General features: G+C 37.8%; 22 protein-coding genes. 13 read left to right on the top strand and 9 right to left on the bottom strand.

Features of this window, described 5'->3' with window-relative positions:
- Positions 1-8 precede the first annotated feature (8 nt).
- Together trhA and ABDZ91_RS05670 are read right to left on the bottom strand one after the other, a co-directional pair.
- Entirely contained in the window at positions 9-659 is a 651-nt protein-coding gene (gene trhA / locus ABDZ91_RS05675) for a PAQR family membrane homeostasis protein TrhA (RefSeq protein WP_343797091.1), read from the bottom strand.
- 49 nt (positions 660-708) lie between these two features.
- Entirely contained in the window at positions 709-1,485 is a 777-nt protein-coding gene (locus ABDZ91_RS05670; RefSeq protein WP_343797089.1) for a class I SAM-dependent methyltransferase, read from the bottom strand.
- 197 nt (positions 1,486-1,682) lie between these two features.
- Here ABDZ91_RS05670 and ABDZ91_RS05665 point away from each other — a divergent pair, with 197 nt between their 5' ends.
- On the top strand, positions 1,683-2,393 hold the full coding sequence (locus tag ABDZ91_RS05665; protein WP_343797087.1) for a nucleotidyltransferase domain-containing protein: 711 nt from the start codon (positions 1,683-1,685) through the stop codon (positions 2,391-2,393).
- A gap of 38 nt (positions 2,394-2,431) precedes the next feature.
- Here ABDZ91_RS05665 and ABDZ91_RS05660 read toward each other — a convergent pair whose 3' ends face one another.
- Positions 2,432-3,202, bottom strand: a complete 771-nt coding sequence (locus ABDZ91_RS05660; RefSeq protein ID WP_343797085.1) for a sporulation protein — start codon at positions 3,200-3,202, stop codon at positions 2,432-2,434.
- 82 nt (positions 3,203-3,284) lie between these two features.
- Between ABDZ91_RS05660 and ABDZ91_RS05655 the strand changes: the two genes are divergently transcribed.
- Together ABDZ91_RS05655 and ABDZ91_RS05650 are read left to right on the top strand one after the other, a co-directional pair.
- A complete protein-coding gene (locus ABDZ91_RS05655) occupies positions 3,285-4,436 on the top strand; it encodes a DUF2515 family protein (protein ID WP_343797083.1) in 1,152 nt (383 codons plus the stop codon).
- 455 nt (positions 4,437-4,891) lie between these two features.
- Complete coding sequence (locus ABDZ91_RS05650) at positions 4,892-5,878, top strand: HD domain-containing protein (RefSeq protein ID WP_343797081.1); 987 nt, start codon at positions 4,892-4,894, stop codon at positions 5,876-5,878.
- Between the two features lie 218 nt (positions 5,879-6,096).
- Here the strand turns inward: ABDZ91_RS05650 and ABDZ91_RS05645 are convergent, their stop codons facing one another.
- Complete coding sequence (locus ABDZ91_RS05645) at positions 6,097-6,606, bottom strand: DUF2569 domain-containing protein (protein ID WP_343797079.1); 510 nt, start codon at positions 6,604-6,606, stop codon at positions 6,097-6,099.
- Positions 6,607-6,810: 204 nt separating this feature from the next.
- On the opposite strand from ABDZ91_RS05645, the gene ABDZ91_RS05640 reads away from it, so the two are divergent.
- From ABDZ91_RS05640 to ABDZ91_RS05630, 3 genes are read left to right on the top strand one after another with little or no spacing between them, the layout of a single operon-like run.
- Complete coding sequence (locus ABDZ91_RS05640) at positions 6,811-7,560, top strand: class I SAM-dependent methyltransferase (protein ID WP_343797077.1); 750 nt, start codon at positions 6,811-6,813, stop codon at positions 7,558-7,560.
- Positions 7,561-7,616: 56 nt separating this feature from the next.
- On the top strand, positions 7,617-8,567 hold the full coding sequence (locus ABDZ91_RS05635) for a hypothetical protein (protein WP_343797075.1): 951 nt from the start codon (positions 7,617-7,619) through the stop codon (positions 8,565-8,567).
- Entirely contained in the window at positions 8,564-9,127 is a 564-nt protein-coding gene (locus ABDZ91_RS05630; RefSeq protein ID WP_343797074.1) for an HAD-IA family hydrolase, read from the top strand. The genes ABDZ91_RS05635 and ABDZ91_RS05630 overlap by 4 nt, the downstream gene beginning before the upstream one ends.
- A 38-nt stretch (positions 9,128-9,165) precedes the next feature.
- Here ABDZ91_RS05630 and ABDZ91_RS05625 read toward each other — a convergent pair whose 3' ends face one another.
- Positions 9,166-10,488: an HD domain-containing protein gene (locus ABDZ91_RS05625; RefSeq protein WP_343797072.1), complete on the bottom strand. Its 1,323-nt coding sequence runs from the start codon at positions 10,486-10,488 to the stop codon at positions 9,166-9,168.
- Positions 10,489-10,556: 68 nt separating this feature from the next.
- Positions 10,557-11,435 (bottom strand): LysR family transcriptional regulator, encoded by an 879-nt coding sequence (locus tag ABDZ91_RS05620; RefSeq protein ID WP_343797070.1) that lies wholly within the window; start codon positions 11,433-11,435, stop codon positions 10,557-10,559.
- 109 nt (positions 11,436-11,544) lie between these two features.
- Between ABDZ91_RS05620 and ABDZ91_RS05615 the strand changes: the two genes are divergently transcribed.
- Positions 11,545-12,630 (top strand): citrate/2-methylcitrate synthase, encoded by a 1,086-nt coding sequence (locus ABDZ91_RS05615; protein WP_343797069.1) that lies wholly within the window; start codon positions 11,545-11,547, stop codon positions 12,628-12,630.
- Positions 12,631-13,127: 497 nt separating this feature from the next.
- Here ABDZ91_RS05615 and ABDZ91_RS05610 read toward each other — a convergent pair whose 3' ends face one another.
- Positions 13,128-14,153 (bottom strand): potassium channel family protein, encoded by a 1,026-nt coding sequence (locus tag ABDZ91_RS05610; protein WP_343797067.1) that lies wholly within the window; start codon positions 14,151-14,153, stop codon positions 13,128-13,130.
- Between the two features lie 122 nt (positions 14,154-14,275).
- Complete coding sequence (locus ABDZ91_RS05605; protein ID WP_343797066.1) at positions 14,276-14,854, bottom strand: YqaA family protein; 579 nt, start codon at positions 14,852-14,854, stop codon at positions 14,276-14,278.
- A gap of 189 nt (positions 14,855-15,043) precedes the next feature.
- Here ABDZ91_RS05605 and ABDZ91_RS05600 point away from each other — a divergent pair, with 189 nt between their 5' ends.
- Positions 15,044-15,391: a cupredoxin domain-containing protein gene (locus ABDZ91_RS05600; protein ID WP_343797065.1), complete on the top strand. Its 348-nt coding sequence runs from the start codon at positions 15,044-15,046 to the stop codon at positions 15,389-15,391.
- Between the two features lie 226 nt (positions 15,392-15,617).
- The gene (locus tag ABDZ91_RS05595) at positions 15,618-16,160 is read left to right on the top strand and encodes a hypothetical protein (RefSeq protein ID WP_343797063.1); all 543 of its coding nucleotides are present in this window, start codon (positions 15,618-15,620) and stop codon (positions 16,158-16,160) included.
- Between the two features lie 18 nt (positions 16,161-16,178).
- Here ABDZ91_RS05595 and ABDZ91_RS05590 read toward each other — a convergent pair whose 3' ends face one another.
- Positions 16,179-17,411: an MFS transporter gene (locus tag ABDZ91_RS05590; RefSeq protein ID WP_343797062.1), complete on the bottom strand. Its 1,233-nt coding sequence runs from the start codon at positions 17,409-17,411 to the stop codon at positions 16,179-16,181.
- A gap of 100 nt (positions 17,412-17,511) precedes the next feature.
- Between ABDZ91_RS05590 and ABDZ91_RS05585 the strand changes: the two genes are divergently transcribed.
- From ABDZ91_RS05585 to ABDZ91_RS05570, 4 genes are all read left to right on the top strand, one after another.
- Positions 17,512-19,200 (top strand): ABC transporter substrate-binding protein, encoded by a 1,689-nt coding sequence (locus ABDZ91_RS05585; protein ID WP_343797196.1) that lies wholly within the window; start codon positions 17,512-17,514, stop codon positions 19,198-19,200.
- A 34-nt stretch (positions 19,201-19,234) separates the two neighbouring features.
- Positions 19,235-20,122, top strand: a complete 888-nt coding sequence (locus tag ABDZ91_RS05580; RefSeq protein WP_343797061.1) for a sulfite exporter TauE/SafE family protein — start codon at positions 19,235-19,237, stop codon at positions 20,120-20,122.
- 158 nt (positions 20,123-20,280) lie between these two features.
- Positions 20,281-21,264 (top strand): ABC transporter ATP-binding protein, encoded by a 984-nt coding sequence (locus ABDZ91_RS05575; RefSeq protein WP_343797059.1) that lies wholly within the window; start codon positions 20,281-20,283, stop codon positions 21,262-21,264.
- Positions 21,242-22,015, top strand: a complete 774-nt coding sequence (locus ABDZ91_RS05570; protein WP_343797058.1) for an ABC transporter permease — start codon at positions 21,242-21,244, stop codon at positions 22,013-22,015. Before ABDZ91_RS05575 ends, ABDZ91_RS05570 begins: the two co-directional genes overlap by 23 nt.
- Positions 22,016-22,241: the final 226 nt, after the last annotated feature.

Here is a 22,241-nt window from a genome sequence, read left to right as displayed (position 1 = left end):
TTGATCATTTAATTTTGGATTGGCAACACATAGAGCAATACGCAGAAAAAGTGACATGCCGTTCCTGCTATCACAAAGATATGCCAAACAGCGTGATGATACTTAAACCCTCTCCATACATAAAAAATGGAGCCAACCGTAAACAATACACCACCAATAACTAGCAGTTGGATGGCTTCAGCAGGTAATTTCTCGGTTAGAGGCTTCCATGCCAAAACGATAAACCAGCCCATAACCACGTAAAGAGCAGTGGATGTAAATAAGTATTTTTTGACGAAAAAAGCTTTAAACACTGTGCCTGCAATAGCTGTTCCCCAGACAATTCCGAAGATAGTCCACCCCAAGGCTCCTTCTACAACAACAAATAGGAATGGAGTATATGTCCCGGCAATAAAAAAGTAAATGGATGAGTGGTCAATGATTTCAAAAAAGTCCTTTACTTTTCCTTCGGGAAAGCTGTGTAGAAGAGTAGAGGAGGTGTACAAGAGTACCATAGAAGCTCCATATAAAGTAAAACTGACAATGTGCCAAGCATTCCCATAAAGAGAAGAGAACACAATTAAAAGAACAAGGGCAGCAATGCTTAAAGCAGCCCCTATGGCATGAGTAACGGAATTGGCTATTTCTTCCTTTTTGGAAAAAGTATGAGTAAAGGCCATGATAAGGACCTCCGGTGTTTTTTATATATTATAACATCGTTCAGAGAGTTTACTTCCATGCAATTAAAACAATGGATTGGCCGGTAAAGGATTTTACCGTTCCATCCTCCTGTGTCTTTACGGAGAAGTAGGTTCGAACATCGTCTGATGCAGACAGGATCCAATCGTTTAACTCTTCTATCTGTTCATTGGACAGACTCATATTTTTACACCAGGTTTCAAAGCTAAAATTCTTTTCAAAAGTAACTAAGTGATCTGTTCGAAAACCAGTATGTTCAACGACAGATAGCCATTCTGTTTTTTTCAAAGCGCGATTATGACTATAATCTCTTTTCTTTTCAAGGTCGTTAAAGAAGATGTCATAAGCATCCATTTCAGGAACCACATTGTCAGCTAAAATAAAGACCCCGCCAGCCTTTACTACTCGATATACTTCTTTTACAAACTTAGTCACATCTGGAAAATGGTGTGGAGCAACACGACACGTAACCATATCAAATGATTGATCATCAAACGGTAGATCCTGAGCATCTCCAATAGTGAAGTCTACATTTTCATAGCCGTTTCCTTTAATAAATTTTTCAGCCTGTTCTAACATTTCAGGGGTTAAATCTAAGGCGGTCACTTGGTTGAAGAGTGGAGCGAAAGCGTTTGCTACATGACCGCCTCCTGTGGCGATATCTAGAAGAGTTTCCTTATTTGAGAACTGATGAGTCACCCACTGTTTCATCCATTCTAAATCTTTACCCTTGGCATGAAGTGGACTTGTTACATAATTAGAGGCATTTTTCCCAAACTGATCTTTAACAGATTGATGCTGATTCATTTAAATCGCTGCTTCCAAAAAAAGAAGCAACTTCCTCCCTTCCAATTGTTGTATATTCATCATAAAATGGAGCTAGTTATAAGTAAATTTTAATAAAATTATAATGAATCATAAGGTTTCCTAATGGAGCATGTGTAAACAAGATAATCTCGCCGCCAGTGCATTACTATTTTTACAAAAAAGAATGGGGGAAAAAGATGAAAGAAGCACCAAAGGTTGTAGCCATTTCCTTTTTAACAACCTACTTTCCGGACTGTGACGGAGCCATACTTGCAGGTAGTATAGTTCGAGGAGAAGGGACATCGACTTCTGACTTAGACATTGTTATTTTTCAAGAGAAACTTGAGTCTGCTTACAGAGAAACCTTTTATATGTCTGGATGGCCCATCGAAGTATTTGTGCATAATTTCACATCTTACAAAGCTTTTTTTGAATCAGACAGAGAAAGAGCAAGGCCATCGCTACCTAGAATGGTTGTGGAAGGAGAAATATTGATTTCTCACCCTAAATTAGATGAAATGAAGGAAGAAGCAGGGGTACTTCTTGAGGAAGGACCTGATCCGTGGTCTGAGCAAACGCTACTATTTAAAAGGTATATGCTGACGGATGTTCTCGATGATTTTATTGGTTCGAAAAAAGAGGAAGAAGAACTTTGGACGGCTAATGCATTGGCAGATATAATTCATGAATTCTATTTAAGAACAAATCTACAGTGGATTGGACACTCTAAGTGGGTGTACCGAGCATTAAAATCGTTTAACCCAAGTTTTGCAGACCGGTTCTATCAGGCATTTCAGTTGTACTATAGAAGTAGGGATAAGAAATTAGTGGTCCAACTTGCAGAAGAAGTGCTGGCACCCTATGGTGGGAGATTACTAGAGGGTTTTTCAATGGGTAAAAAGGAATAAGGATCCTTATCCAAATGGATTAGGATCCTTTTAATCTATTAACGGTAACGCTGCAATACATCCTCAATCATAGCTGGGAGTTGGTGAATGTTTTGACTGTTCACATTAAGGGACACTTTTGACTCATCCATTTCTAACGCTTCACTTAACAATCCCATCAATCCTCTACCTCTGCGGTCGACTTCCATTAACAAATCGACGTTATCTTCACTTCTGAAGCGGAATGCAACTTCCACTTCATCGAAGGCACGATAGAATGGGCCAGATACCGGGTAAAACTCAAACTCTTGTAAGAATGGATAACGTCCTCTTGCATACCTTTTTACATATTCATTTTCAACTTTTCGTGTTTGGAAACCTAGGCTGCGGAACGTATCTAGAACTTTTGCTGTTATGTTACCAGGCTTCACTGTAATCGGATCATAGTCACTAGAGTCGACCCCCGATTCGATACCTAGTTGAGTACGTACCCATACCTTTGAACTTCCTGCTGTAATTGGCGTTTCATATGGAAGCACAAATGAAAAAGGAACTTTTCTTTCCTCATTTGGCCCCAATTCGGTCTGTTGTGAAATTCTAAATCGCTCTAATACTGCGGTATCTGAGATTTTTTTATCATCGACTTCACGAATATAAGTGCAACATACTTCCATAAAAATATCCTCAATTTTTTGCACAACACTTCCACCTGTAAGGACTAATTCACCACGAACTTCTTCTCCTTGGTTCCAATCAGACTTTTCTAATCTAGCATCAATTTTTGCATTTCCAATTCCAATAGTAGCTAAAGCCTTTTTAAAAAACGACATGATTACACTCCCTTTTTCATGAACTGTTCATTTCTATCATAGACTTCATTAAGTTATACGTTTTCGGGGAGGAATAGTTTCCATGTTGCTTTCAAAAATTAAAACTTTTTTCTCAAAGGTTGACAAGGAAAAAGATATTCTTTCAAATCAGGATTGGACATATCTACATGAAAAGATAAGGGGCTTGAGTTACAATCAAAAGGTAACTAAGCTTTATTCAACCTTAGAAAGAGAGATCCTTCAGTCTATTCGTTCACAAGTTCGCCTATGGAATGAAAATAATGTAACGCGGACAGATGCATATTTTAGATACTTTCAAAAACACCCCGAAATTCACTGGAGTTTTCTAGCTCATATGGTTTCACGAAACGGTGGTTACCATATGACCGATTTAAAGAGTCGGTCCTACAGGTATGCGTTAGAAGCAGAAGAACAAAAGCAAATCTTCAGCATGTTAGAAACAGCAAACCATCTTATTTTTCAAGATGCATACAGTCAACTACTACTTTATGAGATTTGGAAGGAAAGGGGGAAAAATTTTTTTCATCTTATGCCTCACTTATCTGTTTCCCCATTTATGCAAGAAGTGTGGGATTTTTTTATAAAGAATAAGAACGCTGAGGTCTTGACCGTTGCTCTTATTATCAATGAACAAATGATGCTAGAGGCTAGGTTGATTCCTACAAAAATATTTAAGCATGCAAAGTCTACTTTTCCATTCCAAGTCCAAGAATTCCTCGCTACCACCTATATCCTTTTTCCAACTCGAAAAAAACAACTACATGGGCTCCCGGTTCAACATTTTGAGATGGTCACCCAGCGTATTGAGACTGGAAAGAAACTTTATTCTCTTTTATGGGACCATAAGAGGAATCATAAACAGTTCGTTTCATTTGCCTCAAAAGTTCAACATACGAGTTCCCGGGAGGATTACTGGCCAAATATATATACCACCACACCATTGGAACGAAAGAAAATACACAGTCCAAACCTTGAACAAGCATGGGAAAACATGTCTCCCCTTATTCAATCAAAAAAGACTTGGGTTTGTAGAAAAGCACAGTTAGACCTGCTAAAAAGCAGACCGGTATTAAGAGAACATAATTGCACATTAGAGGTTTGTACCTCTTTGCTTGGCATGACTTCTGTAAACCAGCTATTGGGTTTGCTTACGGGAAGGCAAAGAGCAAAAATGGTGAAACTAAAAGATGACTTTTCATCCTATTTTTCTTGAGGAATGGTTGCTTTGAAACGCTGTTTTTGAAAAAATTGTTGTTTATTGCACATGTTATTAAACCGCCGTGGATTGGAGTGGAAGGTGCTTGACTCCTCATAAAATGCTGCGCATTTTTCTCGTGCGAAGTAAATGCTGCCGTAGCCTTCCTTGTCCTGTGGGAGGAAGGGACAAGGGAGACCCCGCAGGAGAGCGGTAGGGGAACGAAGGCTAAGAACGCCACGTCCTGTGGCAACGCCTTCGTAACCAACATCCTGTTGGCCAGAGGAGGCTCCCGGACCGCCCACGGAAAGCAAGCGCCTGCAACGGAAATCAACGCCCTTAGTTCATAGAACCAACTACTGTCGAAAGCAACAAAGTATACGAAAATAGCCCTTTGAAATATTCAAAAATCCCATAAATGTCAAAGAATATACTTTAAAGGTATGTAGTAAAGCTATAAAGAGGTGAAATGAATGATAACTGACCCAATTTACGGAACCTTCGAAATCGATCTGGTGTTAAAAGAACTTATTCAAACTAAGCCCATACAACGCTTAAAGGGTGTACATCAGGGAGGTGCTAGTTATCTAGTAAATCCTGAGTGGAACGTCACTCGGTACGAACATTCTGTCGGAACTATGCTCTTGGTTCGAAATATGGGAGGAAGTATTGAAGAGCAAATCGTAGCCTTATTACATGATGTCTCTCATACAGCATTTTCTCATGTAGTTGATTTTGCACTTGAGAATAAGAACGAGGATTATCATGAACAAATATATGTAAAAGTCATTGAAGAGTCAGAAATCCCTGAGGTTTTACATAGACATGGATTCAAAAAAGAGATTTTATTTGAAATGGATCCCTGGACCATTCTTGAAAAGCCACTACCAGACTTATGTGCCGACCGAGTTGATTATACTTTAAGGGATCAGTTTCATTACGGAACTCTAGATCTAGATGATATTCAATACTTTTTAGAAAACATAACCATTCAACAGGGGAGTATGGCTTTCAAATCAATTGAAGCTGCAGAAAAGTTCACTGACCTTTACTATAAGGAAGTTGTTGATTTTTTTATGCATCCCTTAAATGCATATGGGAATAGGAAGCTTTCAATTTTAATGTACCTAGGGTTAAAAAAGAAGGTAATTTCTGAAGCAGACCTATTGTTGCAGGATGAAGAGGTATGGTGCATTCTCCGAGAAAGCAAGGATCCGGATATCGTACAAATATTGCGGCAGATTCATCCACATGTAGAAGTAGTAGAGGACGAGAAAAGCTACGATTTTTATATGAAACATAAACCTAGATTATTAGATCCTAAGGTAATCGTAGATGGGAAGGGTCAAACAGCTTCTTCTGTTTCTGAAAAGATTGATTTATTGAATAAGAAAGCGGAGGAAAAGTTTACAAGAGGGGTTCGGGTTCGAGTGGTATCTTATGACAGTAGGGAGAAATAGCCGGACATAGGTTCCGTTATTCCAACGAACATGCCGTTTTTCTTGGGGTAAACGGACTCACATTCCGCTATTTGACTGTTTTGATGCCTTTATCAGCTGATTTTTGCCAAATAACGGATTCTCTGTCCGCCTAACCCTTGAAAATGTACATTTTTATGCCAATAACGGATCTCCTGTCCGCCTCGGCCACTACCCGGACACAGGATCCGTTATTTGATTTACTCCTCAGTGAATGTAGCTCGAACTCTTCTAGACTTTAGAAAATAAGGAATCCAAATGGACGCAAAAAGTAAATGTGATGCTAAAGCTCCCCCAATTTCTAAATATAAATTTTCTCTTTGTGTAGCAAATGCAGGAGTATTAGCCGCCACAATAAGGTAGCCGGATGCATAAAGAAATCCTACAATTAAATCCATAAGTAAAAAAGAAATAAATAGTTTCGGAAAAATAGCCTTTCTAAGTAACATTTGGTACAACAATACCAAGGTCATGACAGTTATAAAAATATACATCGCTAATTCCATCACAATAACGGTTCCAAAAATGGGGTGGTATAAGTCATTTCCTTTTGTTGTAATGTCCTTCCAGTTTCCATCTTGAAAAAATGGAATTAAGCCAGTTGTAATATGATAGATGCTGCCGATTGGGTTCCCTATTAGAAAAATAATAACAATAATTAGCCAGCCTTTTATGCCTTTATATTTCAGTTCTTGCGTTTCTAATTCCATAGGACCTCCTAAATATAGGGTTTTTTTAGAGTGTATTTTTATTGTTTTAGAAATGATATATTGATAGTGTACCTGATTTATGAAGGGATTTCAGAAGTTTTTTCAATGTTACGCTATGGGAGGCGCACCTTAATGGGGTTATTTTATAATTGATCTTTTTCTGTTGGGACTAAAGCATTGCTAATAGAAAAGGAGCGATTAAGAATGAAATGGGTTAAAGAATTTTATTCCAAGCAAAATAAATGGGCTAAGGCCTATGAAGGTAATCCCACTGATTATCATAATAATAAGGTGAGAGATTTAAATCAATCTGTTGGGGCACCCCCGCTGCAGGTGTTGGAGTTAGGTGCAGGTGGTGGACAGTTTTCTGTGTCCGCAGCATTAGCTGGTTACCATGTGACCGCTGTTGAAATTGTCCCTGATTCTGTCAAACATATAAGGAAATTGTGTGAAGAATATAAAGTTGAGTCCTTTATTTCTATTAAAGAAGAAGACTTTTATAGATTAGATTATGACGCTTATTTTGATGCCATCTGTTATTGGGATGGGTTTGGAATTGGAACAGATGAAGATCAAACGAGATTATTGAATTTAATGGAAAAATGGCTTAAGCCGGGGGGCTCCATTTTAATGGATGTATATACCCCTTGGTTTTGGTCCTATGCAGATGGGCAAAACATGAAATTTGGAGAGGTTGAACGGCGCTATACTTTTAACGCATTTGAATGTCGGATGGAGGATTCATGGTGGCTAAGTGAGAACCCAAGTGAGGTAGTTACCCAGTCCTTAAGATGTTATTCGCCGGCAGATTTGCAGCTTCTCTTGAAAAATACCAACCTTACAATTGATACCATCAATCCAGGTGGGGCGTTGGATTACAATACGATGGAGTTCACGGAAAAGGTAGATCTTTCGAAGGCTATGAGTTATCGAGTAAAGATAATTAAGAAGTAAAGAAGATATGGAGCTGTTCAAATTTTGAGCAGCTCTTTTACATAGGAGGGAACCGGATGGTGAAAAGCTGGGAGAATCAATTTTGGAAGTATTGCTTAACAGGCGACGTCCAGAAAGCATACAAATTACTAGAGAATAACAAAGAGCTAACAGAAGAATGGGAAGATCTAAAAGAACAAATGTATAGCCGCTTCTATGAAGGGGTTAATCCAATTACATCGGTATCAAGTAGATTACAGCCCATATTAAACAGCTTTTATACATATTACCGCGATGTCTTGTTAAAAAGAAAAGGTCATGAAGAAGCAGAATCAAATTTAATAGAGAATTTAAGCCAAGAAATTGGATTTATGCAACAAGATAAGGTTGAATTAAGTTCAACTATTCAAAAAATGTTTGAAGAAGAGGGTTTTCATTTCCTAGGCGGAAAAACAGAGCCTTTTTATGGGCCTTATATTTGGAGAGAAAGTGAAGAAAAAGTGTACGAAGTAGACCTCCCACTTGGAAAGCAGACTCTAAAGGTTGTATTTATGCATGATTTTATCATGCGAAGCTGGTTGGATTTTGCTACCTGTGGTCGAAAGGGAGCAGGAGGCTGGGCAAAAGAAGATGGCCTTTATTGTGTGTATAGCATTTATCGAGATATATTAGAATCTCCCAAGTTCCAAATTTCTTATCTAAAACACGAGGCTCAACACGTCGATGATTTTGAAAGGTTCCCTAATCTAAAAAACCATGAGTTGGAATATCGAGCAAAATTGGTGGAAATTATGTATGAAGATTCATCTAGAGTCATCCAACAAGTTTTACATGAAGCAGATTCAAATCCAGAATTTCCTCACAATTTTGCATCCTATCTAATTAAGGAAGAGTTTGAAAAAAGATTAGGAGAATCAACTCCTACGGGATTTCCATTTGCTGATATGGAAACAATTAAGAAAATTGCAGAAAAGATTTATATGGAGCATACGGAACACTTAATCGAGAGAGGAGCGGGTAATTCATGAATCTTTTGTGGGATTTTGATGGAACGCTATTTGATACATATCCGCTATATGTAAGGCTTCTAGATGAAGTGTTAGACGGAAAAGTAGACAAGGAAGAGCTTTACAAACAGCTGAAGGTTTCGTTTTCACATGCCATTGATTACTTTCACATTACGAAAGAACAAATGGAAAAGATGAGAGAGCTAGAAGAGAAAGTTGGAATCGAAATGTATCAACCTTTTCCTGATGTAATGGACGTATTAAGGCAAGCCAAAAAGAACGTGATTGTAACCCATAAGGAACGTGAAATAGTTGAAAAAGTTCTAGATTTTCATGGGATGGCACCCTTTTTTGAAGAAGTAATCGGTAAAGAGGATGGCTATCCTCGGAAACCGGATATCTCAGCTTATTCCTATATGAATGAAAAATTTTCACTCGACGGTGTAGTGGGGGACCGAGATCTTGATTTAATCCCAGGAAAGAAATTAAAATTAACAACTATCATGTTTCAGGGGGAATCTGAGGTTGCTGATGTAATCATACAAAACTACCGAGAGTTCCCTTATCAGTTGTTTGAGTAAGGGCCAGGCATACGGCCCTTTTTAAACATTTCAAAATTTCAACTACTACTTTCTTGCACTTCTAAATATTGAAGTGCTTTTCTAGTGGTCGCGTAGTGAACCCAATTGGAAGTAAATAACTTTGACTCCTGACTAAACTGCAAAACAATTTTGTCACCAGGTATTAGTGGCTGATTAACATGGGAGTGTTGACCATTCACTTTTATTTCGGTTGCATAAAAAGCTTTCTCTTCAAAGGCGTAAAACAAGTAATCCACTACTGTAGCGCCTTCTGGGATTACTACCATTTCCCCGAATTGATTATAGACTGTAATCGTAGGTTGAAAATATTCTGCGATGAATTCCTCATAGTTTGTATCCGTCCCATAATCATATTGAAGACTTTGGTAAGCATCTAATTTATATAGAATACCGTAGTGGTAATACTGACCTTGTTCTTTGGTCATAATTTTAATCGTACATCGTGAACCATCTTCAGTTTCTATAGTGGTGAGTAAGTATTGTTCAAAGGGGCTTGCAGACTGGTTGATAGAATCAACAAATAGATGGTTAATGGGTTTCCATAACGAGTGAATGACCCCGAGTACGGTATAGCATTCTTCAATGGAAGCAGTACGAACGATTAGTGAGATTTCTCGTTCAAGAGAACTTTCATACTGTAAGTTCGAATATAAAGAATACACAGGTGTGTGATCGAAATCTACAACATTGTCTGGCTGAAGTGCTGATTGAAGTTTATCTAAAAGCGGCTTCAACTGCTGTTTATATTGCTCAATAAGAAGATTTGTTTTGTGATATCTCTTTGGATTTAGATAAAAGAATGCTTGTTCTTCTATCGCTTTTTGAACACGTCGTAACCCTAATTTTTTGGCTAAGGGTGCGAAGAAAGTTAGGGTTTCATTAGCGTAATTGACTTGCTTTGGAATAGGTTTTCCATGTAAGGTTTGGATATTATGAAGTCGATCGAATATTTTAATGATGGCTACTCGGATATCTGTTTCTGCAGCAAGAAGAATTTGGGTATAGTAGCTCTCCATAAACTCGAGACGACTTATGTTTGTAGGTCGCTTTCCTTTAGTTAAAGATTCAACAATAAAGGCCACTTCCTGACCAAACTTTTCTTTTATTTCTTTTATCTGAATGGAGGTATCTTCCACCACGTCATGTAAAATGGCTGCCTGGAGAGTTGTTAGGTCTACTTTGTATTCAGCTAGCATTTGAGTAATTTCAATTGGATGGTGAATAAAAGCTTCTCCAGTATCACGAAACTGCCCAGTATGGGCTTCGGATGCAAAGAGAACCGTTTCCTCTAAAATTTTCAGTTCCTCTTTTGTTAAGTAATTAACATTCTGCAATGGCATTCTCTGCACCCTTCCGTTCAAAGTTATTAGAATATTTTAACATGACTGTGAGAAAGTGGGTAGCCTCATTACACCCTATATTGGGAGATATAGTCGAGAAATCTACTAATTTCTGCATTTGTGTATTTAGTCAGAGCGTAGGTACGTGCTGTTACCTCTGGTATATGAGGAGTTTCAACTTCTAATAATCTCCCTTCTAATAATTCTCTTTGGACAATTGAAAGTGGCAAGAAGGATATCCCTAGTCCCTCCTCAATAAATCGCTTGGTTACATGAACTTGAGAAACAGTCATGGTTTTAGTAAATGGGTATTGTCTTTTTATAACTGGGAGTAGTTCTTCCCAATAGTCAGGGTGTGTATGAACAATCAGACGATGAGACTGAAAAAGTTCATCGACTTCTACTGGTGGAGCGGATTCCGGGTCATACCCATCATGAGGTACAATTAGCTTCACTTTGTCCTGGTGCAGTGGAAGACACCGAAGTCCTTTCATTTGAATTTGCTGTCGAGATAATCCAATATCAGCTTCACCTTTGGAAATTAGGTCCGGGATCATACTTGATTCAATAACTTGTATGTTTAAATCAACTTGTGGATACTGGTTTACATATGATCGTATTAAAGCAGGTAAAATGGATGATGCAATAAAAGGTGAAACAGCTAGTGTAAGTTTTGTTTGATAGCCTTCTTGAATCTTTTTTAACTCCTCTACACTTGCTTCAAACATGTTCAGAATCTGCTTGGCATGGGAAATATAGCCTCTACCAGCTTCGGTCAAAATAATTTGGCGGCCATCACGTTTAAAAAGTTTACAACCCAACTCTTCTTCTAATAAATGAATATGAACCGTGACTGTAGGCTGGGAAACGAATAAGTCTTCAGCAGCTTTTCTGAAATTCTCATATTTGGCAGCTAGTAAAAAGGTCTTTAGCCATTTTAGTTCCAAATGATTCTCTCCTTTTTAATTAAGATTCTTAATTAAAATATAAAATAATATTTAATTTTTTTAAATAGAAATCTACCATAAAATAGAAGTAAGAAAGGTGGTAGATAACATGTTGAAAGGTTTAAAAGGTGTAGTTGCTGCTCAAACCTGTTTAAGTTTAGTAGATGGAACGAATGGGGTTTTACTTTATAGGGGAGAGTATGCCAATCAACTTGCTCTTAAAAAATCATTTGAAGAAGTAGCGTATTTTATTTGGAATGGAACCTGGCCATCAGAAAAAGAGTTACAGTCATTGAGCAATATGCTCCGGTTGAAAAGAAATCTCCCTAACCATGTGAAGGCAGTTCTAGACTGTTTACCCTTAAACGTAAGTATCATGAGTGCTCTAAGAACAGCGATTTCTGCTCTTGGTACAGAAAATGTAAAGTGGAAGCCAACTGTACAAGAAGCCATTGAAATGGTAGCGATTACTCCTACTATCATTAGTTACTGGTATCATAAAGTGAAGGGACAACCTTTTATATATCCAAGGGAAGACCTAGGTTTTGTAGCCAATTTTTTATACATGTTGAAAGGCGAAGAACCAAACGCAGTACATGTTCGAGCATTAGAAACATACATGGTCTTAACAATTGAACATGGGTTAAATGCCTCTACTTTTTCTGCACGAGTTACAGCCTCTACTGAATCAGATATGGTCTCTGCGATTACTTCTGCAATTGGTACGATGAAGGGGCCGTTACACGGAGGTGCTCCTACGGGCGTGATTGACATGCTGAATGAGATTCAGGAAATTGAGCATGCTGAACAATGGATTGAAAACAAATTATCTAATAATGAAAGAATTATGGGGTTTGGCCATAGAGTATATAAAACAAGAGACCCAAGAGCCGAAGCGTTGCGCCAGGTTGTTCAAACCATCGGTAAGGATGATCCGTGGCTATTACTAGCAAATCAGGTAGAAGAAATGGTGATTGACCATTTAGAAAAATGGAAGCCAGGACGGAAGCTATACACAAACGTTGAGTATTATGCGGCGGCGGTTATGAAAGCCATTGAAATGGAACCAGAATTATTTACTCCTACCTTCTCAGCCAGTCGAATGGTAGGGTGGACAGCCCATGTTTTAGAGCAGGCAAGTGATAATACACTGTATCGTCCGCAGGCTGAATATATTGGGAAGGTTCCTGTTTAATCGTTTATTCCAAATCCTGCATTTGCAGTTAAAATACGGAGGGTAATGTGTCATCGGTGGGCTATGATTACCGTTTTCGGCTTTTTAGTGCAGAAAAGGGAACCGCTGATGGATATTATTACCAGTTGCAGCTTTTTCGGGACTTAGCTGGAAACTGGATAAGCTGATTAACCAAGTGCCGGTTTTCGAATGTTAAACGGACATACGATCCGCTATTTTCACACAAAGGACGGTTTTCGAGCTTTAAACGGACACAGATTCCACTATTCGTCCATTTTTAGTACTTTTTTGGTTAATTTATGCTAAATAACGGATTCTCTGTCCGCCAATCCCCGCAATACAGGCCATTTTAATCAAATAACGGAACCTGTGTCCTCTTACTTCATCCTCCAGACACAGGTTCTGCTATTTTTATGTAAAATGCAGTTTATCATGGTTCAGTGGACTCTAAGTTCCGCCTTTTTAGCAAAACCCCCGGTTTAAATAAATACCCCTCTTTAATGATTACTCAATTCGTGAAAGGTTTCATCATTACAAACTATATAGAGTATGTCAGTTTGCTTTAATTCTTTCGTATGATGAGTGGCAACGTCCATATCTTGATTAACGGCCATAAGAATAGCCCCTTTTTCATATAACTCGGAAGAAGCCTCTTTATAGGTCTTCCAATGAGGTTTAGGAGAAATTTCATGAATATTGCTGCCAAAGCTTTTGCTAAGAAGCTGCCTAAAAATATGAGTAGTACCAGGTTGTAGAGTAGCCTTGGCCATTAAAAGTGATACGGAGTCATCAGATAAAATGAAATCATCTACATTGATATGCTTAAACTTTGTGATGTTTTGCTCTTCACGAATTTCTACAACGGTATGGATATTTCGTTGATATTGCTCCGACAAAGACTCTACAGCAGATGCAGTGAGTAGGGTTTTTCCATCTGCTAAAGCAGGGTCATCAATATTCGAATCCGAAAAAATCGCTACACGTTTTGCTTCGAGAATATTGGCTTTTACTAATGTATCGTGTTGAGAAGGGTCCCCTTGAATAAAATGAATTTGATCATGAACGATGGGTGTTTGAGATAGTTGATTGATAAGGACTACCTTGGCTTTTGGGTTGTGTTGCAATACCTCCCTAATCGCCTTTTCTACTTTTTTAGACCAGCCGATATAAATATAATGTTCCTTCTGTTTATACACGAGCTTACCCTCCGATTTTAAACGAGTATAGGTTGTTAAGGAATCAACCGTTTTGGTTATAAATACTCCAATAATGCCAATTCCGAATAGGAAGAGAAAAATGCCAATCCATCTTCCGGCAATAGTCGTTGGGAAAAAGTCTCCGTAGCCGACAGTAGTAAGGGTTGTCATTGTCCACCAAAAACTATCAAATATGCTAGGGAAGTTTTCCGGCTCAATAAGGTAAATCGAAATAGTCCCAAAAAGTACAATCACTAGGGACAATAAAACAATCACCCCATATTCAAGACTACCGATGCGCTTCAGTAGCCGAATAAATATACCCATTCATACATCCCCTTTTAAATAAACTTTGTAATTTTACTTTCCTCTTTTTACTGCAAACCGAAAATTCCAAAAACAATTCTGTAAAAAAAACACACTAAAATGAGATAGTGTGTATATGTTTCTTATTTGTGTCTTTTTTTCCAAACGAATTGGTACAAAATATAGGCGATAATTAGAATACCTCCACCAATAATCGTGATAAGTGTAAAGTTTTCCTCAATAAATGGCATTGCTTTTGCACCAAGTGTGACGACCAGAGCAGCTTCTAGAAAGAATCGAATACCTCGTCCAATGATAGACCAAAAAACAAGGACACGTATTTTCATATTGGTAACCCCAGAGAAGATGGTAAACACTTTATATGGAATAGGAGTGAATCCAGCAACTAATATAGCCATGGACCCATACTTTTGAAAGTAACCCTCAACTTTTTGGATTTTTTCTTCAGAAATAAATTTCAACAAAATGGGCCTTCCTAATTTCTTTCCAATCCACCAGCCTAATATAGCACCTAATACACTTCCTACTGTAACAATTAGTGCAAGGAACCAGGCATTACTAGGGTTAGCGATGGCTATAGGCAGCAAAAATACATCAGGTGGAATGGGGAAAAATGAGGATTCTAAGAATGACACAATGAATAACCCAATGGTGCCAAACTCCATAATCCATGCTTCTAAGCTATGTAGTAATTCACTCATATGTTAACTCCTTTAATTTCATTCTTAAGTCATACATTGTGAGTATAGCAGATAATATACTCAACTGCATAAGTTTTAAAATTGCCACTGAATTTTCATAAACGGACAAGGATATTATGAAAATCCGGTATAAAATGGTAATGGGTAGAGGTTACTCTCCAATTAAAAAAGGATGAAAGAGGGACAAATATGAAAAAAATATTTGTATTATCTATATCGCTTATTGTTTTACTCCTTTCCGCTTGTGGAAATAGTGAGGATGCGAATTCTCAAGCCCTTGCCGATCAAAAATTAAATATAGTTGCTGAAAATTGGGCATTTGATCAAGAAGAGTACAAGATTGAAGCTGGAGAGGTTTCAATCATTCTAGAAAACTCAGATGGATTCCATGGTATTCAAATTCAAGAAACTGGTGATTCCATTGAAGCGGGTAAAGCTAAAACGTTAAATTTAAAGCCAGGTACCTACACAATTGTATGTAGCATTATGTGTGGTGCAGGCCATGCAGATATGAAATCTACTATAGTGGTGGAATAGTCAATAAAATGAGGCTCCTAGAGAATTTATTTTCAGGTGGGAGCTTCTTTTGTTGGGGGAAATCCCCTGTAAAATTCTTCAAATTTATAAATTGATAGGAGATGTTATTGATTCATTCACCTATCTCTTGCTATAATTACTATGTTAAAAGTCTACTAACACAATAGACTATAGAAACTACCGTATCTTACGGATCCAATAACAAACACAACAGGGAGGGGTCAAGGTGAAAAAACTACTTAGTCTTTTCATCACTGCTTTACTTACTTTACTATTAGCAATTCCTGCTAGTGCAGCAGTTTCAGTTTCTGATGATGTATATGATGCATTAGAAAAACGCTTTGATGGACTATTTTCATATTATGATGAGGGTTCAGTGGCAGTAAAAGATCTTCAAAGCTTTACAACGAACCAGCTTGACTCAGAAGGAAACGTTACAGGTGAGATTCAAGTAGATGCTATGTATGTTGAGTATAAGGAAGAGCGTGACCGCTTTTTCTACTACACTGGACATGAAATTCAGTTCTATGATGCAACGAATGGTGTATTTGTTGAGTCAAGTTCTTTTGAATTAACTCCAGATATTCAGGCGTTTCAAGATCAATATAAAGATGAGACGGGTAAACACTTTAACGCTGGTTCAACGGTACTTTACATGGTGCTATTACTAGGAACCATAGTTGTAGTACCAGTTCTTATTATTCTTTTCCACAACACAGGTAGATCTTATATTACGAACTTCTACCGTGGAGCAACTGTCTCTAAATAATGAAATAGAGCCCTCGCCTTATGAGCGAGGGTTTTTTACATTAATTACACCAGAATTGAACATGACCCATAATAGACCGGTAGCCAAAAGAATAATAGATGCTAAAAGAATTGACCATGTCAAAGAGCCAAAATCATAAATGGCAAATGCAAGTAATGGACCAAAAGCAGCTCCAAGGTCTATGCCGATTGTATAACCTGTCATAGTCCGCACTTGATGCCTAGTACTCGCATAATCAGAAGCTAGTGTGTCGCTTGTTGTGACAATCATTGAAGAGAATAATTGGACTATGATTACAAGAAGGAGAATGGTGTTTCCTTCGGTGAAAGCAATGACTCCTAACAGTATGCTTGCTGTTAGTAGAAGTAGTGGGAAAAGTGACGACCTATTTCCCTTTTTATCCGTCCATCTGCCGAAATAAGGATTGATATATGGTTCCCAGCCCCATCGCAATGCTTGGAGGCAAGCGGCAACGCCTGCTGCTGTTATGGTAACACTACTTAAGACTAACTCATGGCCGATTCTTTCTTGAATGATATTAGGTAATATGGAACCAATAATCCCAAAGAAAACAAATCCTACAGACCAAGCTGAGACTATTAGTTTAACGACCTCTATATCTTTAAGCCAAGATAAATCGAGAAATGCAGAGTGTGTTTTATGATTTTCTACTGGACCCTCATCAATAGTTGTTGGTGTTGTTTTCTGTGTCGTAAGGAGAATAAGACTGCTGACTAATATAAGAACAGAAAACATATAATAGATGACTTTCATTTCAATCCATAGAATACCCCAACCACCTGCTAACATACCGACTAGAGCTCCGATTCCCCACGTGCCATTATAAGTTCCCATTAACTCCCCGCGGTTTGAATCTTGTGCCATTGAAAGGACCATTAGTATTCCACCAAGTCTCAGAAAGGACCATGTAATTCCCCATAAAATGCGAATCAAAAGAAGTAGCCAGAAGCCATGAAAAATACTGTATGCTAGGGTTGTCAAAACGGCAAGGAACAATGCAGTAAAAAAACCAACAATATAGGGATATCTTGTATAGAAATATCCAACAAGTGGGTTGATTGGTAAACGAATGAAGCGATTGATTCCGAGTAAGACCCCGACTTGCCAAATGGATTGAAGTCCAAACTCCTGCCAGTACAAGGGGAGTACAATATATAATAAGGAGTCTCCCATAACAGCAGCCCCTGTTGCTAATCCGATAAAGCGTACTTGTTTTTTCAGACCTTTCACCTTCCTAATACATCGTGTATTCTCAATATAGAGTTAAAAAAGTAGAAGAAAAAGAGAAAAAATAAATGAGAAATTTTCGCCTTTTAAGGAGTGAGGGTGTATAAAATTATTTAAATATTACTATGAACTTTATAAGTTGGCAGGAGAAAGGTTAAATGTACCTTTAACGGTGCCTACAAAACTAATTGCTGATGTATGGGGATGCTCTCATAGAAACGTTAAACTAATCATTCAGAAGCTTGAAGGAAAGGATTGGATTCTTTGGGATTCAGGTGTTGGTAGAGGAAATCCTTCGAGAGTGAAGTTATTGGTTTCGCCGTTTTCTTTAATTGAAAATGAACGCCTTCATGAATATAAGGCTGCATTATTAGATACTAATTCAGTTGGAAACAACAAAAGCATGAGTGTTTTTGGATGGGAGAGAAGACCGTGGGAAACGATCGATATTCTTAGAATTCCCTTTTATCGTCCTTTAGGAAGATTGAGTCCGAAGAATCCACTAAGAAGAACGAATTTACACTTTTTGCAGCTAGTTTGTAATAGGTTGGTGAAGATTGAAGGTGGAAGATATGTTGGAGACATCGCATTAGATTGGTTTCATACAAAAGACTATACGACTTGGACCTTCATTTTAAGAAAGGGTGTAACCTTTCACAACGGAAAGCCTCTTGAAGCAGCAGATGTTATTTCCTCTTATGAGCGTCTTCAGTATTCTTATTACGAACCACTCTCTCAGTTCATTAAGTCCATTAGAACTGAAGGGTCTTTTGAGATTAGATTTGAACTAAATGAACCAAATCCACAGTTTTTAGAGATAGTTGCTCATCCAGCGTTATCTATTTTTTCAGAAGGCGAAAACAATATTCCAATGGGGACTGGACCTTTTCGCTTATTACAAAATCATTTAGATATAACGATTTTAGAAGCTAATGATTACTATTTTGGGGAGAGGCCATATATTGATCGAGTAGAAGCGTGGGTGTTAAATAGAGGTTCGTATAATGAGCTACATTCAAATGAGATGGAAGGACTATTTCATCTGCAAAACTACCCATTTTGGAAAGAGGCTTTTGTATCCTGGAAGACCAAGGAGAGGTATGATCCTGGAGGTAAAATCATTTTCTTTAATGAAGAAAGGATGGATGTAGAGGTTAGGTGTCAATTAGTTAATCTCCTTCAACAATATAGGATAGAAACGGATGAAATAAGAAAAAAGGGTGTAAGAATAGGTTCACTTATAAAGTTGGATGAAGAAACTGAATCAGTAGAAATTCAAGAAAACAAGAGGTTTACATACAATCAAACGATTACAATTTGGACCTTTAATGGTGCCGGTAATGAAGAGGATGCGATGGCATTGAAGACATTTTTAATTCGAAAAGGGATAAAAGTGATCTTACATGTTGTATCTTTTGAAGACATCCACAAAAGAGAATCTATGGTGGAAGCGGATTTAGTCTTATATGAACAACCAGTACTTGAGGCTCGTTTAGCTAGTTATGTAATGGTCTTTCAGAGTCTGTTGAGTCAATTTTTATGGGGAAACGAGACACGTCATTATATACAAGATTTAGTAAAGCAGTCTTTCCAGAAGGATTATATTGAGGATTCCCAAAGAACATTTTTTCTTTTAGAAAAGTGGTTAATAGATAATGGTTTATTTCTACCGTTATATAGATGGAAACAGGAGGTTCACTATCCTGATTCGCTGAAGCAAGTTCATATCAATGATTTGGGTTGGGTGGATTACCATAAGGTATGGAAAATAAATGAAAGTGACATGGTATAATAAGGACTATTGATTTTGAAAAGGTGGGGAAGCCATGGAATGGATTGCATTTCCGCTCGTTGGTCTCATAATTAGTGTATTATCTGGGTTCTTCGGAGTTGGTGGCGGTTTTATCTTAACTCCTTTTTTACTTTTAATTGGTTTCTCGCCTGTAGAAGCTATTATGGTTAGTCTTCTGTTCTCAATTGCCACTAGTGTGATGGGAGCATTCGCCCATCTTCGCCAAAAGAATATCAGATGGAAGATGTCCGTTATTTTAGGAGTAAGTGGAGTATTGGCGACCCAAGTGGCTCAACCCTTCGTGATGTTTCTCAGTAAAAGAGGTTTAGATGAAGTTGTCATCCCATTGCTGTATATTATTTTGCTCTTATATTTTGCGTGGAAGATGAAACAAGAAACTAAGAGGGAAGTAGCAGCCACTGCTGAAAATGAACGGAAAAACCAAGAAATAAAAAATGTTTTAGCAAAGACCATATTTATTGGTATTGCAGGAGGCTTTGTTTCCACTACTTTAGGTGTGGGTGGGGGATTTTTAATGGTCCCATTACTCATTACACTATTAGGCTTCCAGGCGAGACAAGCGGTTGGAACAAGTCTCATGTCCGTATTGTTTATAGTGATCGCAGGCTTTATTACATATGCTCTTAAAACCCCTTTCGACTACTCTAATGCACTTTTACTCATTGTTGGTGCATTGGTAGGTTCTCCGATCGGGGCAAAGCTAACCAAATATTATCTACATCAGGAGACTGCGAAGTGGCTCTCATATTTATATATCGCAATTATGGGAAGTGTTGTGTTGAAGCTCTTTAAAGTTCCTCTATGGGGGCTTGTTGTTATGGCGGTATTCATTTCTTTGTTTGCTGCTAGTATTGTTAAGAAGATAATGAATAAGCGAAAACGGATGGTATCAAATTCATAGAGTAAGCCTGCACCCACCTTTTATTTATTGGATGGATGCAGGCTTTTTTTCGTCAAAATCCCACTCAGTATGGAATAGTAATCCGTCTAGAGGCTGAGGAATAATATGGAAGTCTCCAGTATCGTGTATATATAAAGTTTTATACGGGAGGCGTAAAGGTGAGACCGATACTTGAAATTCATGATCTAGGAAAGACCTATAAGAAAAGAAAAACAAAAGAAACCATTGAGGCAGTGAAAGGAATCAGCCTTAAAATTGAAAAGGGAGAAACCGTAGGACTTCTAGGACCAAATGGGGCAGGGAAGACAACCTTTATAAAAATGATGTGTGGCTTACTGGTTCCAAACAGTGGGGAAGTGCTGATTAACGGAGTATCCATTCATAAAAAGCGCTTAAAAGCCCTTCAACATATTAGTGTTGTACTTGAAGGTAACCGTAATCTTTACTGGAGAATGACTGTAAAAGAGAATCTTGAGTACTTTGCGGGGAATCGTGGGAAGTCTAGGAAATCAGTTCAAAACAGAATTGAAGAACTGCTAACCATGTTTAATCTGAAAGAAAAGGAAAACGAGCAAGTAAATACTCTGTCGAGAGGAATGCAGCAGAAGGTCTCTATTGCCGTTTCCTTATTAGCAGATACGGATATTATCTTCTTGGATGAACCGACTTTAGGATTAGATGTAGAAACGAGCTATGAAATTAGGAAAATCTTAAAAGACATTGCTAAGCTAGAAGGCAAAACAATCTTAATGAGCTCGCACGATATGCCGGTGGTCCAAGATATCTGTGATCGGGTAGTGATTATCAATAAAGGAAGAATTGTAGCAGATGAACAGGTTGATCACCTATTGAGTTTGTTTGAAAGTAAAGCCTATGCATTCACCCTATCATCTCCAATTCAAGAGGGGAAGATTAAAGATTTAAGCTCTAAATTTCTAACCGTTATCGAGCAAAATGAACAAGGAAACCCAGTTTTAAACTTTACCATTCAAGATGGTGAGGAATTATATGAAATTATTGATCATCTTAAAAGATATGGAGTTATCATTGAAAAAATTGACCGTACAATCGTAGACTTTGAACAAGCATTTATGAATATCGTGAAAGGAGATGGAATCCATGAAGTTGCTGCATCTCTTTAATGCTAATATACGCAGGGAAGTAATCTATTTAAAAAGGTATCTCCCTAATACAATCAGTTTGCTGGTCACTTTTTACTGCATTTTCTTGATGATGTTTTTTGGTATACAAATTGTTGGAGACCCGACAACGATGGAATCGAATGTGCAGTATGTTATTGTAAACTATATTTTCTGGTACTTAGCTATGATGGCTATGCAGGATATCGGATGGGTGATATCAAATGAAGCGCAGCTAGGAACGTTAGAACAACTTTATATGTCACCGATGGGCGCGTGGAAGATTCTTTTATCCAGAATTATTGGAAGTACGATTTTACAACTTATTATTATTTCTGTATTACTAGTACTATCTTTGTGGACAGCACAAACGACTCTTCATTTGAATATTACGTCCATATTGCCTGTACTCATCATTACATTGTTCAGTATGTATGGAATTAGCTTTATGATTGCAGGGATGGCTATTATCGTAAAGCAGGTAAATGCATTTTTACAAATTCTGCAGTTTGTGTTTATGGGTCTAACCTTTGTTCCAATCTCAGTAGCACCATGGTTAGAATTTGCTCCATTTGTAAAAGGAGTAGATATGATAAGAAAAATGATGATTGAAGGCTATACATTAGGTTCATTTTCAAGCTTAGACTATGCTTCTCTAATAGGAAATTCCGCCGTATATTTACTGTTAGGGTTAGTGGTGTTTTTTAAATGTGAAAAAACAGCAATGGAAAAAGGTGTATTGGGACAACATTAATTTCATACTATTTCTTACTCAAGAAAACCGGCATTTATACACAAATAGCGGAACCAGAGTCCCCCTCAGAATTTTTAACGGACACACAATCCGCTATTTTGTAAAAAAGTGCCCACTTGAGAAGTTAGGCGGACACAGGATGCCTTATTTACTAAAATCCAGCACCAAGATGCTTGAAAAATAGTGAATAGCGGACCCTGAGTCCGCTTGCTCATGAAAAACCGGC

It is taken from the genome of Bacillus carboniphilus (genome assembly GCF_039522365.1).
Taxonomy (GTDB): Bacteria; Bacillota; Bacilli; order Bacillales; family JC228; genus Bacillus_BF; species Bacillus_BF carboniphilus.
This window is presented reverse-complemented; position numbering and strand designations above follow the sequence as displayed.